9 protein-coding genes and 1 pseudogene are annotated in these 12751 nt (G+C 41.4%); 5 read left to right on the forward strand and 5 right to left on the reverse strand.

The annotated features are described in order from the left end of the window. Positions 1-201 precede the first annotated feature (201 nt). Positions 202-336, reverse strand: coding sequence for a hypothetical protein (locus BV375_RS38680; protein WP_279432915.1), 135 nt, complete (start codon positions 334-336; stop codon positions 202-204). 97 nt (positions 337-433) lie between these two features. Next, positions 434-967, reverse strand: coding sequence for a carbonic anhydrase (locus tag BV375_RS08445; protein ID WP_208099085.1), 534 nt, complete (start codon positions 965-967; stop codon positions 434-436). 1167 nt (positions 968-2134) lie between these two features. Between BV375_RS08445 and BV375_RS08450 the strand changes: the two genes are divergently transcribed. The 5 genes from BV375_RS08450 (at position 2135) to BV375_RS08470 (ending at position 9604) form a co-directional block, all read left to right on the forward strand. Then, positions 2135-2650 (forward strand): MgtC/SapB family protein, encoded by a 516-nt coding sequence (locus BV375_RS08450; RefSeq protein ID WP_086759334.1) that lies wholly within the window; start codon positions 2135-2137, stop codon positions 2648-2650. Positions 2651-2988: 338 nt separating this feature from the next. After that, a complete protein-coding gene (locus tag BV375_RS08455) occupies positions 2989-6663 on the forward strand; it encodes a PAS domain S-box protein (protein ID WP_086759336.1) in 3675 nt (1224 codons plus the stop codon). Positions 6664-7756: 1093 nt separating this feature from the next. Continuing rightward, positions 7757-8548 (forward strand): IS5 family transposase, encoded by a 792-nt coding sequence (locus tag BV375_RS08460; RefSeq protein ID WP_086759338.1) that lies wholly within the window; start codon positions 7757-7759, stop codon positions 8546-8548. 400 nt (positions 8549-8948) lie between these two features. Beyond that, entirely contained in the window at positions 8949-9227 is a 279-nt protein-coding gene (locus BV375_RS08465) for a hypothetical protein (RefSeq protein WP_086759340.1), read from the forward strand. A gap of 53 nt (positions 9228-9280) precedes the next feature. Next, positions 9281-9604 carry a muconolactone Delta-isomerase family protein gene (locus tag BV375_RS08470; RefSeq protein ID WP_086759342.1) on the forward strand — a complete coding sequence of 108 codons (324 nt, stop codon included), beginning with the start codon at positions 9281-9283 and terminating at the stop codon, positions 9602-9604. A 374-nt stretch (positions 9605-9978) separates the two neighbouring features. Here the strand turns inward: BV375_RS08470 and BV375_RS08475 are convergent, their stop codons facing one another. From BV375_RS08475 to BV375_RS37525, 3 genes and pseudogenes are all read right to left on the reverse strand, one after another. Further along, positions 9979-11019, reverse strand: a complete 1041-nt coding sequence (locus BV375_RS08475; protein WP_086759344.1) for a glycoside hydrolase family 43 protein — start codon at positions 11017-11019, stop codon at positions 9979-9981. 118 nt (positions 11020-11137) lie between these two features. Next, on the reverse strand, positions 11138-11947 hold the full coding sequence (locus BV375_RS08480; RefSeq protein ID WP_086759346.1) for a phytanoyl-CoA dioxygenase family protein: 810 nt from the start codon (positions 11945-11947) through the stop codon (positions 11138-11140). A gap of 559 nt (positions 11948-12506) precedes the next feature. Next, positions 12507-12751: pseudogene (locus BV375_RS37525) on the reverse strand (hypothetical protein); the annotation flags it as partial.

A 12751-nucleotide genomic window follows, 5' to 3' on the forward strand; every position in this document is an offset into this window, starting at 1 on the left:
TTCAATCACACCCCCTATTTTTCTTTTTAGGTCGGCTATTTAGTCTAAACTCCAGAAATTGAAGAATTTTGATGATTACTGCGTAAGTATTCGAGAAAGGTAGCAGATGAATTACAATATCCACCTGCTACACAGGAACGGAGGTATAAACTTAATTATTTAATTTACTTTGCCAATTTTTCATATTCAGCAGCAGATATCTTATACCATTTCACAAAAAATATGATGTAGATGTATGTTGGGTTGAGCAACGAAACCCAACATTCCAAAGTCTTTTAATTGTTGGGTTTTACTCAGTTCAAACGCCACTTCACTCAAGTCGGGAAACCCGCCCACGTGAGTGGCTCCCCAACCTACGCATCTGTCTCATTTTTTCCTGGAATTGGTATTACCGCCTGAATTCTGTAGTTTATGGCAAAATACAAAATATGAATCATTCAATTAGAGTTCCTATTTCTACAACTAATTCAGTTTGTTTGTGTTTTTGAGTTCCCATAGCTTCAGATGTATTAACTTTTTGGCTTAAACGTTCGTAGGGACGGCGCAAACTCTCACTTTCTACTTCCCAGATGTAGCCGTGAATAACGACATCTTCAGGAATCAAAGGGGAATTACGCAGCAATTCTACTTGCTTGGTACAGATTTCATCTACATCAGTAAACGTTTTAATCCATTTAGAAAAAATGCCTTTTGGTAGTTTTAACTCTGGTAGTGCAGGATCGACAGTAACTTGATCCACGTCAATTCCACTGTTGCGCAATACTTCGCTCAAAAAGTCGCCTGAGGCAGTCATCATACCGCACTCGGTATGATTAATAACAATGACTTCTTTTGTGCCAAAAAACTGGGTAGTTAACATCGCTGAACGAATCGCATCATCTGTAACTAAACCTCCAGCGTTACGGAAAATATGAGCATCCCCTTCGCTAATTCCTAAGGCTTTTTCTACAGGTAACCGTTCATCCATGCAAGTTAATACTCACAAACGTTTGTTATTAGGTATTCCTAACTGTCGCCGCAATGCCCATGCTTTTTTCTGTGATAACTTCTGGTCAATTTGTTGGTGTAACATTGCTTGGTATCTCCCAGTTTTTACTAGGATATAATTGAATCTTTCTCCTGATAATGCCACTGGAGAAAATCTTCTTAGGTAACAATTTATCTAATTTTTCTAACTAAACTCAATATATGTTACCAAATGAATACAGCCAGATTTCTCCATGATTGAATCACCAGATTTGGAGTTTGCTACGCTTGTGTTTGAGTTTCCCTAACAATCAATTTAGGTGAATAGCATTGGTCTGTTCTAACCTACGAAGCAAGTTCTATTACCGCCTGTACAACAGAGTCCATCTGCCATAGCCTTTTCAAGATAGCATCCATCGTTGCGGTTCGAGATTAACGATAATAGCTGCATAAGTGATATCCTGATTAACTACGGTAATACGATAGACATAGCGTATTTTTAGGTTAGTTTAAAGAGTATCGCATATTTTTATGAGTCTAGCAAGGGGTGATGAGAAAAAAATGTATTGCTTTTGTAGTGAAAAATATAACACAGTTTGAAAACTGACTAATTTTTTCCGTAAAAGTAAGTAAATAATGAAACAGTCGACCTCAACAGCGAATTTTTTATGTTCAAAGTTATTTTGCTACAATTACATATTTTTTATGTAAAAAGCAATTTAAACCACATCTATTTTGATAACCATAGTTTTAAAAGTAGTGAGAGCATCTTACTCAGGGCTAGTAGTAGCGCGCTTTCCGTCCCGCACTACTCCAGGTTTAAAAATGGACGAGGTTTAACTAACTTTTAAATAATCTTTATTTTACCTAATAGCTGTAAATCTATCGATTTAACGCATTTTAGCTAATTACAATCTAAAGGTGAAATTTGGTTACACAGGCAATTCCTAAATATAGTTGGGAAATTTATCTCGGGAAGTGGAAGAGCCTTATGCTTATTTCGTGTATAGTAATTTACTTATAGATAACCTTTTGTTAAATTAACTTTAACGTGTAGTAATTCTACATTTATGTGAATTGAGCTAAATGTTTCCCAAAACGATGATTAGCCTCGAGCCTAGTGAGAATAGGCGCAAAATTCAGTTTTATCGCTAGGAGTAATAAGGCAATGGGATCGATGTTTATTACTGCCGATGATTGGCAACATATAGCATTCAGACTGACTCTGGCATTGATAGTAGGCTGCATGATTGGATTGAACCGTCAGCAAGGAGGTAGACCAGCAGGAATGAGAACATTTATGTTGGTAAGTATGGGAGCAGCACTATTTGTGATGATACCGTTGCAGGCTGAAGGCGACAGTCCCTATGCAGCTACCAATGCATTGAGTCGCACAATTCAAGGTGTAGCTACTGGTGTGGGATTTCTCGGTGCTGGATTGATTCTGCAAGAGTCTCCCAGAAAATCTACTGTGCCAAAAGTTCGCGGCTTAACTACAGCCGCCTGTGTCTGGACTGCGGCGGGATTGGGAGCAGCGATAGGCTGTGGTTTGTGGCAAATGGGATTATTGGGAGGGGTACTAACCCTAATAACCCTGAGTGGGGTTAAACGACTCAATCGCTCATTCTTTAGCCAGGGAGGTCACAATAAAAAAGAAAATACTGCGAATGAAGATGATGATTAATATCAAATTAGTATAGGTGCGTAGATGCAAAGCAACTTGTCGTCAGCAGTCCATGTGCAGGGCGCACCTTCAGGATGAAACAAAGCTAGGGATCGATTGAGTATTTATGCTCAAATAAAAATCGCTTTGTTAGGAGACATCGCCTATCAATGTATTCCCACAATATTAAGTAAAATTAACCATTAAGTAAGTGTTCGGATATAAACCTCTCCACTAAAATTGAGGCAGAATTGGCATCTGTCTTTGAGGAACTGAGTCACTCTGACTGTGCAGTATTGCAAGTTGAGAGCCAACAACTTCTCAAAAAAGACTTGACAGAAAAATAAGGAGAGGGATCTGTGAGGGAGGAAAGCAAAGCAACTGAAGCGCAAATCACTGAAACAACGGTGAATATAACTAGTGAAATAGCTTGCTTCTTGCCGCCTGTTGCAGCACCTGAATACTGGGAAAGCATTCTCACAAGCATTAGTGATGGTTTTTGGATACTAGATCGTGAGTGGCGTTGTACCTACATTAATGAGCCACAGGCACAAATGTTAGGAATGCCCAAGCATGAAATTTTAGGCAAGAATATTTGGGACTTATTTGCAGGCATAATTGACACCGAGATATATATTCAATTACACCAAGCCATCTCTGAGCAAAAGCCTGTACATTTTGAGCATCACCGCTTAAGGCAACCAGGCTGGTTGGAGAGTAGAGCTTACCCATTTGCCAACGGAGTATCTATTTTAACAATTGATATTACTGAGCGAAAGCGAAAAGAGCAAGCATCACAAGCGAGATCCAACTTTATCCAACAGCTGGCACAAATGAGCCCGGGGTTGTTGTATCTCTATGATGTTGTTGAGCAGCGAAATATCTATATTAATGAGCGATCGCGCGATTTTTTAGGCTACCCACCCGAAACTGTTTTGGCGATGGGGTGTGAGTTTATGACTCATGTCATGCATCCAGATGACTTGGCAATGATGGCTGTTCACTTTCAACGCCTGAACGCCTGTGCAGATGGCAGTTACGTGGATATAGAGTATCGAATGCGCCATATTAACGGTGAATGGCGTTGGTTTAGCAGCCACAATACTGTATTTAGCCGCACCGCAGAAGGAGGAATCCATCAGATTTTAGGTACGGCTGAAGATATTACCGAGCGCAAACGAACAGAGGCAGCGTTGCGTGAGAATGAAGAACGCTGGCGAAAAATATTTGAAGCATCTACGATAGGAGTGAGTTTAATTGATATTAACGGTAAGTTTGTGCAAGCTAACAAAGCCTACTGTGAAATGTTGGGCTACAGCGAGCAAGAATTATATCAATTGACCTTTGCAGATATTACTCACCCTGAAGATGTAGAAGCTGATGTAAGTTGTGCCCAGCAGATATTTAAAGGTGAAATTCCTAGTTACCAAATTGAGAAACGCTACATCACAAAAAATGGCGAGATTGTCTGGGTACATCTCACTGCTACAGCTATTTTTGACCAACAAGGACAGCTGAATTATTGCTTTGCAATGGTTGAGAATATTAGCGAACGGCAAGCCGCGCTGCGCGATCGCCAACAAACTGAAGATGCACTACGAGAACGAGAACGGCGCTTCAGCACTTTATTTAATGGTATGGAAGATTGGGTGCTGGTGTACCATCTGACTCCTGACTATCAACCCGGAAAATTAATTGAAGTCAACGAGCAGGCTTGTAAGAAGCTAGGCTATAGCCGGGAAGAATTGCTAACAATGTCAGTTGCCGATATTATTGGCTCACCAACAATTAATCCCAAAGCTAATGTCGAAAAGCTATTAGCCGAAAAACATATTATTGTGGAATCTGTGCACACCACAAAGGATGGCCGTCACCTTAGCGTTGAAGTGAGTGCAACACTATTTACATTAAACGGTTTGCCGACTGTGCAGTCAATTTGTCGGGATATTACCGAGCGCAAACGCACACAGGAAGCCCTGCGCCAGAGTGAAGAACACCTGCGATTGGCATTAAAAGCTGCCCGCATGGTTACTTGGACGTGGAACCGCAGCACAGATGTAATCGACCGCTCACAAACAGCCTGTGAGGTGTTGGGTATACCACCGCAAATGCTAACTCAGCGGCTAGAAGCAGGCTGGAATCTTGTTTACCCCGATGATTTGCCATTTCATCAAGCAAAGGTAGAACAGGCGATCGCTTGCTTGGGAAGTTACACTTCTGAGTTTCGGATTATTCGACCAGATAACGGTGAAACGATCTGGGTAGAAGATAGAGGACAGGTAATTTGCGATGAACAGGGGCAATTTATTGGTCTCAAGGGGGTACAGTTTAATATTAGCGATCGCAAGCGCTTAGAAACCGCGCAACAGTTGCTCGCACAAGCAAGTGCTGTATTAGTAAGTTCTCTAGATTACCAAAAAACTCTGGCAAACATTGCTCGGCTGGTTATCCCAACTTTGGCTGATTATTGCTTTATTGATATTGTGACTAGCGATGGTAAAATTCAGCGCGTCGCCTCACAACAGCGCAACCCCAACAAGCAGACTTGGTTTAGTCAAGTACAAAATTATCTGCCACCCCAAGAGTTAGAGACACACCCAGTTATTGCTGCAATTAAGAGTGGTAAAAGCAAATTTGTTCCAGAAGTTACGCATGAGTGGATGCAAGCAGCGGCTCAAAGTCCTGAACATCTGCAATTTATGCAAAGTTGTGAGTTGTATTCTCTGATGACTGTGCCATTTATTGCTCGCGGCCGGACTTTGGGAACTTTAACTTTATGTATGACAAGCGAGTCTGGCCGCTATTATCAATATGCAGATTTAGTTTTAGCTGAAGAACTAGCTTATCGGGCGGCTTTGGCACTAGACAATGCTCAACTATATCAACAAGCACAAGAAGCCAACCGCATCAAAGATGAATTTTTGGCAGTGCTTTCTCATGAATTGCGATCGCCCCTGAATCCGATTTTGGGTTGGACAAGCTTACTACAGACAGGCAGATTGGATCAGCAAAAGACTGAGCAAGCCTTGGAAACCATTGAGCGCAATGCCAAATTACAAGCACAACTGATTGAAGATTTATTAGATATCTCGCGCATTTTACAAGGCAAGATTGTTTTAAAGGTTGGGGTGGTGAATCTGGCTACCATGATCGAAGCTGCTTTAGAAACAGTGCGTTTAGCAGCCGAGGCCAAAAGTATTCAAATTCAAATCATTTTAGAGCCTGATGTCGGGCAAGTTTTAGGTGACACAGTTCGCCTGCAACAGGTTGTCTGGAATTTGCTCTCGAATGCTGTGAAATTTACACCATCTGGGGGAGAGGTAGAAATCCGATTGGCAAAAATTGGCAATCATGCTGAAATCCAAGTTAAAGATACTGGTAAAGGCATTGCTCCCCAGTTTCTACCCTATGTATTTGACTGCTTTCGTCAAGAAGATGGCACAACTACCAGACAATTTGGCGGCTTGGGATTAGGACTAGCGATCGCTCGCCATATTACCGAACTGCATGGTGGTACAGTCCTAGTGGAAAGTGCAGGTGAGGGCTTGGGTGCAACTTTTACAGTTAGATTACCATTAACAACCAATGACCCACCACCGACTCAAAATTATGAACAATCAGTTGAAACTTTTGATTTAAGCCAGTTACGAATTTTAGTTGTAGACGATGAAGCCGATATCCGAACTTTACTGGCGATGATTTTAGAACAGTATGGAGCAGAGGTGAAAGTAGCAGCATCGGCAGTGGATGCATTTATTATCCTCGAACGATATCAAGCAGATCTGCTGATTAGCGATATTGGGATGCCAAATATGGATGGTTATGCGCTGATGCGGCAAATTAGAATGCTACCGCCAGATAAACAAATGCCCGCGATCGCACTTACCGCCTATGCTGGAGAATACGATCAACGCCAAGCTATAATCGCAGGGTTTCACTTGCATATTGCTAAACCCGTAGCACCACAAGAATTAGTTAGGGCGATCGCGCATGTTATGAGTGAGGCAAATACAGGTAAGCTAACCCGCCTTTAAGTTGCAGAATCCTTAGCCTCAGAAAGACGCGGCGACGCGGAGAAAGGGAGACGCAAAGATGCAATTTTAATGATTATTAGCTTACTTTCAACTCATGAGGACATACATTGTAGGGGGTGCATCCCAGTTTTTATTTTGCCACTAGAGAATAACTGTCATTGCGAGGAGGAACGACGAAGCAATCACAAAATCTTCAACTAAGAACGAGTCCATGCGATTGCTTCGCTCCGCTCGCAATGACGTTCAAAAAAGTGGGATGCTCCCCATTGTAGGTAGCGATCGCCCACCAACAAACCATCTGCTCACCACTTGAATTACTAAATAAATATTATTTAACATACAGCAACTTGCTGTAAATTATATAGTTAAGCAATCCTAAATCAGCAGGATTTACGCAAGCAAAATTTGTCATTGCGACCGAGATTGCCACGCTCCGCTCGCAACAGGCTCCGTGAAGGGAAGCAATCCCAGAGTTTGAGGCGATTACGTCGCTACCCTACTCTTCGAGAACGGCTTTGCCGAACGGAAACGACTTCGTCGAACGCTCGTAATGACGTAATTCCGTGGCTTTTGCATAAGTCCTAATCAGTTGTTAACTTACTCGTTGAGGCAAGGGACAGCAAAGAACGATGTACAGGTGTACTTAGTTTTTTCCCAAATGAAATAGTACTGCTATTTTCCAATCTATATTTGTTAAGAGAAAATTATTTACAACTATTAGTATTAGCTTCAGTAGTAAAAATCATATTTCATCTTATTTAATCAGATAAAACAGTTAAGGCAATATTAATCAGTAATAATAACTATAAAAATCTAAATATCACCTAACATTTCCTACTATTGAAACAGTAGCCTTACGGATTGATTGGCTAATAATTAAAGTTAAAAATAATATTTATCAAGCCTATTTTTTCTCATGGTTTGCTGAATTCAGTAATATCATCTTCAGTGAATTAGTTATGCTCGCCAAATCTTTGCAAAAACCTGAAAGCCTACTAGAGTGCTTAGAGGATGTTTGAAAAGTCAGCGAGGCAGTAAAAAAAGCTCTCAGGGCATAAGCTGTAAATACTTACATACAGCACCATTGAGAGCCATGAGTAAACTATACTCCAGTAACCTGACCCAAGAACAATGGGAACTGGTTGAACCTTTAATTCCATCAGCTAAAAGAGGTGGTCGTCCAAGAGAGGTGGATATTTGGGAGATACTCAACGCTATTTTTTATGTATTGACACAAGGATGTACTTGGCGAAACTTACCTGGAGACTTTCCCAATTGGCAAACAGTGTATAGCTACTTTCGCAATTGGCGTAAAGATGAAACATGGATAAGTATTCATGACCAACTAAGAGCTTGGGTGAGAGTGGACAACGAGCGAGTAGTTAGCCCATCAGAAGCAATCATCGATAGTCAAAGTGTCAAAAGTGCGGCGATGGTAAGCCAAGATGTGGGGTACGATGCAGGCAAAAAGGTAAAAGGACGCAAGCGGTTTTTGACAGTGGATACATTAGGTTTAGTACTGCGAGTGTTGGTGAGCGCAGCTAGTGTAGACGAACGCTCAGGTGGTAAACAGGTACTCCAGAAGGTGAAACAAATGGGAAACACGGTGTCGCGTCTGAATATTATTTGGGTTGATGGTGGTTACGATGGCAACCCATTTATGCAGTGGGTAATGGATTTGTGCCGATGGATTATACAAGTTGTGCTGCGACCGCATGAACACAAGGGCTTTGTTTTGTTGCCTAAACGTTGGGTAGTTGAACGTACTTTTGGTTGGCTGACTGGATGTCGGCGTTTGAACAAAGATTACGAGTGCTTACCAGAAACTTCGGAGACTTTTATCTACCTTGCTATGATCCGGATCATGGTGCGGCGTTTGGCATAAATTTTTACCCCTCATCACTTTTCAAACACCCTCTAATACCATTTCACTTTAATGATGATACAAATACCTGGGTAGGGGTTTAATTAGTATTACTCTAACTGCTCTCTGCTGTATGAACGAGCAGTTTTTAACAGAGCGTTCATGACTACTATAAAAATGCAATTGTTATCTTATATAGTTTTTCTAAAACCATTTATGAAAAATCTTACTTATTGTAGAGGTAATGCTCAGCAAAACCGGATATGCTCTGGAATACCCATCCACAGATATTTCAAAAATCAAATAAGAATCCCATATATAGATTCCAATATTTTTGCAAATAGGCTGGGGTATTACTAGTCAATGGCATTGAGTCTATGCTGTACAAACTTTAGCGCATCACTAGTTTTGTGCTCAACTAATGGATAACGAGAAATTATTTTATGCTTGTGTAAATCAACTAACAATATTAGGTATCCCAACCGAAAAGTATCTCAACGGAGATTACTTTGGGATAAATTCGCAAAAACTCGCAAATGGGTTGTGGGAAATCTGGGTAATTCTGGAATGGGATCAATATCTCACTAACTGGAATTGTGGAGTAAAGTGCATTATTTCCGAAAATTTACAAATTAAACAATGTACACTCCTTACCCAAAAGCAAGAAGGTAGCATAATTGAGCATTTTCAATACCCTTAAATATATAATCTCCCTCAGGTAGTATATCTACTGCTTAGTGGAGGAAGTTAATTATGCTATATCACTTAGATTTTCACGTAGAGTATCCTGGTGAGATATCTCAGGCAGAACTTTTTGCAATTTGGGCAGAAGAAGCCGATGCTGCCCTGAAAGCAAAAGAGGCTGGGGTAGTTGTAGACTTATGGAAATGTGTAGGCGTCCGAAGAGTAATTGTTATTGTTGATGTTCCTACTCCCGATTTGCTAGATCAAATTCTGTTGGATTTACCAATCATGCAGAAAAATGGTCAGCATGTTCAGGTGCAGGTGACTCCCCTCAGAAGATATGAAGACTTTGCGGCCGATCTGAAAGCGCGTTTGGATAGGAAAGAAAAATAAGCTTTTACGCATTTAAGTTGTACATTAGGTCTCTTGCATAAGTCGATTTTTTGAATATCGAACCACAGATGAACACAGATAAACACCGATATTTATCTGTGTTCATCTGTGGTTTTTTATTCTTAATATCATGTTTGTTTAAGTAGAACAGTGTGGAAAAACAAAACTATGTTAAGAAAAATCAAATAGGCTTAAACCTTCTTCCCTCCTGCCTTCTGCCTCCTGCCTCCTGCCTCATCCCAACGATAAATATTCACGCCGACCTACTTAATTGCTTATAAAACGTCATTACGATCGCTTCGCTCACAATGACTGTAAATATTTTTGTTCAACTACTTAGCGATCGCACTGACTCATGTTAATTTCCTCATCAGCTAATCCTTATTGCTACTGCGTATTTGCATTCCTATGTCGATAGTCTGTGGTGTCCAGGTGGGACCGTTGCAACTTGGCCCATCTGCTGTCCAGATGAGTTTATCTAAGTACATTTGTCGTGCTGCCATATTCTTTGGCCAAGCATGATAGACAATGTATTCAGTCTCGCCATCCGGAGCCAGCACAATTGAGTTGTGTCCAGGCCCCATTACATAACCTGGCACAGACCGCAGCACTCTTGGCCCTGTTTCGTTACCTGCATCCGAGTAAGGCCCCATGACATTATCGGCAACTCCATAATCGACACCGTAGTTTTCCGTTTCCCAGCGCCCACCGCTATAAAAGCAGTAATAACGACCCTCATATTTGCGAACACAGGGGCCTTCCAAAGTATGCCAATCAAAAATTTCACCATACATCAAACGGTTGGCTAAAAACCGCTGCCAATCCGAACGCGCGCGCAAGACGACTTTCCCATCACCGGATAGCTTTGTCATCTCTTCAAGTCGATCTACAACCAACGCCGTACCAGCACGCACACCGCCTTCTGTATCTAGAAAATCACGGGCGTAAAATAGATACCATTGTCCATCGTCATCGCAGAATGGGTGAGGATCGATCGCAAAGGGGCAAGACTGAGGATCTACTAACGGCTTGCCAGTATCCTGATATGGCCCCACAGGATTATCGCTGACAGCAACGCGCAGTTGATGATTTTTATCCTCATGCCCCACAGAGTAGTAGAGATAAAACTTGCGATCGCAATAAGCAACTTCAGGTGCCCAAAAATTATCACCAAGGGCCGGGTCTGGTCGCAACAGTGCGTTGTCAACAAAATGCCAATTCACCAAGTCGAAGGAACGTAACAGCGGAAAAACACGTAATTTAGTAGAGTCAATGCCTACCACCGGAGCTACTTCGTCTATCATTCCTTCCGCTTCTGCCGGGCCAGTTCCGATCGCATAGTATACACCTTGGTACTCCCACACAAACGGATCGGCAAAATAGTCTTCATAGACTGGATTATTGTAAGTTAGCATTTCGGTAACAGTTTTAAGCAGGATGAAAATAACAAATCTTCCTCAATTTTTCTGCTTGTTTCCTCTATCTTTGTACTGGTTAAGCACGTAGGGTAGCCAATGCCCACCCTACGATTTTTTAGTACTTGAAGTTTACGTAAGTTTCCACTTTTTCCTTTGGTAACTGCTCGACTACCTGACAGCGCAACATCTGTCTCAACTTCTCTGGTAGGCTTTCATAGTAATCTCGCTCAAGAGTTAAATCCACTTTTGGCGTGTGCAGCCAATGCATAACGTAACCCATAACTACCATCGGTCTTGGCTGGCTGGTGCGATTTGGTGAACCTCGGTGCAACGCCAAAGGCGTGCGAATCATTACGTCACCTGGCTGCATATAAAAAGATTCCATCGGAATTTCACCTGTGGCAACTTTCCTTAGTCCCTCTTCCCGTGGTATGACATGAGTTCCACGTGCCATTTGAAACGGGCCGTTCTCTGAGGTTACTTCTACAAGTGGGAAATTAACTGCAAGGGCGTAGAGCGGCGTTACTATATTATCCGAGAATAGAGGGCGATAGTCCCGATGGGTTTCCTGATAATCCGAACCCTGGAAAGGAACATCAACACCCAACTGAACCATCACGTATTCTTGGTAAAATACCCGTTCCAGAATACCCATAATCACGGGATTGGCGAAAACTTCTGTATTAGCAAATGGGGAAACCCAAGGTAATGTCAGATAATAGCGGGCAATTTCCCGGGGAGCTAAACCACCGGGTTGATTTTGACGATCTCGGAATAATTTATCAAAAGCTTGTGCCCACTCACCAATTAGGTTTCTATCAAAAAGATTGCGAATTACACAAATCCCGTCTCGATTTAGCTCTTCCACTAATCGATCTAGGTCGGTAGCTGTATAGTTAGCTATACCGCCTATAGTTTGAACCATTTTATTATCCTCTTCTATTTAAAATGTGATTGCAGCCCTCAAGCATTAGTGAAAAATCAATAATCCTATAGGCTGGGCATTGCATACCAAAACATAAATGGGTGAGTAATGCTTAACCTAAAAAGCTTTCAAAAATCAACTAGGACTGCTATAGAGTTGATTTTAATCAGACTCTTAATAGCAACTTTTTCTAATTGCTTGTCGATAATAGCGTATTAATCTCAAAGTTAGCTTGTTAGATTTTTAAGATTTAGGCTGTAAAAATACCTAAACAACTAGTTAATGAATTGTCCAAGCAACATATTAATAAATCAGAATACAGTCAACACTATCAGCACAGAGAAAGCAATCTTCATTGCAGATTTTTTTGGTTCAAATTTCTGCATTTTCCGGCTGAAACTGCTGAGGCAATTCAGTTTACACTCGCTGTAGCTTATATACAAAGGTATACGCCATTAGTAAGCTAACCCGCCTTTAAGTTGCAGAATCCTTAGCCTCAGAAAGACGCGGCGACGCGGAGAAAGGGAGACGCAAAGATGCAATTTTAATGATTATTAGCTTAGTATGAGCGTGTTAGGGCTGTTAGCAAGTCAGGGCTAAATGTAACAATCTGTGAATAATAATTACAAGAAATTTCCAACTTGACAATTGCCACAAGTTCTTTTAAGCGATCGCGTCCATCCCAAAAAACTGACCAATCATCTAGGACTAACACCGGGGAGCATCCCACTTTTTTGAACGTCATTGCGAGCGGAGCGAAGCAATCGCATGGACTCGTTCTTAGTTGAAGATTTTGTGATTGCT

Origin of the sequence: Nostoc sp. 106C (assembly GCF_002154725.1) — a bacterium.
Taxonomy (GTDB): Bacteria; Cyanobacteriota; Cyanobacteriia; order Cyanobacteriales; family Nostocaceae; genus Aulosira.

Bases quoted from the DNA above. Each gene is read 5' to 3' on its own strand.
- BV375_RS08460 (WP_086759338.1), top strand. From the start codon at position 7,757: ATGAGTAAACTATACTCCAGTAACCTGACCCAAGAACAATGGGAACTG.
- BV375_RS08470 (WP_086759342.1), top strand. From the start codon at position 9,281: ATGCTATATCACTTAGATTTTCACGTAGAGTATCCTGGTGAGATATCT.
- BV375_RS08480 (WP_086759346.1), bottom strand. From the start codon at position 11,947: ATGGTTCAAACTATAGGCGGTATAGCTAACTATACAGCTACCGACCTA.
- BV375_RS08475 (WP_086759344.1), bottom strand. From the start codon at position 11,019: ATGCTAACTTACAATAATCCAGTCTATGAAGACTATTTTGCCGATCCG.
- BV375_RS08465 (WP_086759340.1), top strand. From the start codon at position 8,949: ATGGATAACGAGAAATTATTTTATGCTTGTGTAAATCAACTAACAATA.
- BV375_RS08450 (WP_086759334.1), top strand. From the start codon at position 2,135: ATGGGATCGATGTTTATTACTGCCGATGATTGGCAACATATAGCATTC.
- BV375_RS08445 (WP_208099085.1), bottom strand. From the start codon at position 967: ATGGATGAACGGTTACCTGTAGAAAAAGCCTTAGGAATTAGCGAAGGG.